We start from the raw sequence: 1,081 nt of genomic DNA, 5'->3' as shown, positions 1-1,081 counted from the left end.
ATTCGATCGCCTTCGGCGACTGGATCATCGACCTGACCCGGCGCGAATTGCTCGGTAGCGACGGCAAGCCGGTGGCGCTGACCCGCGCCGAATTCGATCTGCTCGCCGCGCTGGTCGGCGCCGACGGACGGCCGCTCAGCCGCGACTATCTGATCGAGGTTGTCAGTAATCGTCAGGCCGAGGTCGACATCCGCACGGTCGACGCGCTGGTGGCGCGGCTGCGCCGCAAGCTCGTCGGCAGCGGTTCGCCCGTGATCGCGACCGTCACCGGCGTCGGCTACAAGCTCGCGCTCAGCGAGCGGCTGTAGAGCATGATCCGGACCCGAAGGGCCGCGTGAGCGCAAAGTGTGCAGCGGTTTTCCGAAAAGATCATGCTCAAACAATAGAGCATATCTTCAGCGCGATGCGACGCGTTTCCATCGCGCTTCGACGCGAGCCTTGATCTGGCTGACCCGGGCCTCGTGGGCGGCCCAATAGGCGCGGCTGGCGGCCGCGGTGCCTTGACGATAGCGGGCATAGACCGTTTTGGGCTGCACCGACATCTTCGGACGGGGCGCCGGCTTTACCGGAGTCGCCGCAGGAGCTGCGGGAGTCGGCCGGGGCGCCGGATCCGGAACGGCCGCGACCTCGGCGTCCAGAGCCCGCGAATTCATGGCGACAAGGCGGTTACGGGCCCGGTTGCAATAGACCTGCGACCGCGGCGTCATCTCTTCCTCGCCATGGCCCGCCCGGTATTTCATGAGGGCGCGGCAGATGTCCCCGCCCGCCAGGCGCCAGGCCCGACCGAGATAAAGCACCCCGTAATGGATGTTGATGTCGGGTTCGGCGAGCTCCGCCTCGGTGCCCCGGAAGCCCAGCATCGCCGCCGTCTCGGGCCGCACCTGCATCAGGCCGATCTCGCCAACGCTGCCGACGACGGCCGAATTGTAGCCGCTCTCGACGAAGACGACCGCTTCGGCGATATCGGCCGGTAAATCGGTCTTCGCGATTTCCCGCTCGATGATCTTCCGTATCATGGCGCGGGATGACGGCGTCTCGCCGGCGCCGAGCTCCGCCCTGCCGCTCGGGATCGCCGACGGCG

General features: G+C 67.3%; 2 protein-coding genes. One reads left to right on the top strand and one right to left on the bottom strand.

The genetic code is table 11. The annotated features are described in order from the left end of the window. Positions 1-308 (top strand): winged helix-turn-helix domain-containing protein (locus tag MOV75_RS39340; RefSeq protein WP_247008219.1); only part of this gene is annotated, 308 nt, incomplete at its 5' end. Between the two features lie 87 nt (positions 309-395). On the opposite strand, the gene MOV75_RS39335 is transcribed toward MOV75_RS39340, so the two are convergent. Then, the gene (locus MOV75_RS39335; RefSeq protein WP_247008221.1) at positions 396-1,070 is read right to left on the bottom strand and encodes a transglycosylase SLT domain-containing protein; all 675 of its coding nucleotides are present in this window, start codon (positions 1,068-1,070) and stop codon (positions 396-398) included. Between the last annotated feature and the right edge of the window lie 11 nt (positions 1,071-1,081).

This window comes from Bradyrhizobium sp. PRIMUS42 (assembly GCF_023006515.1).
Lineage (GTDB): Bacteria > Pseudomonadota > Alphaproteobacteria > Rhizobiales > Xanthobacteraceae > Bradyrhizobium.
The sequence above is the reverse complement of the archived record's forward strand: the minus strand, read 5'-3'. Positions and strand labels throughout refer to the sequence as shown.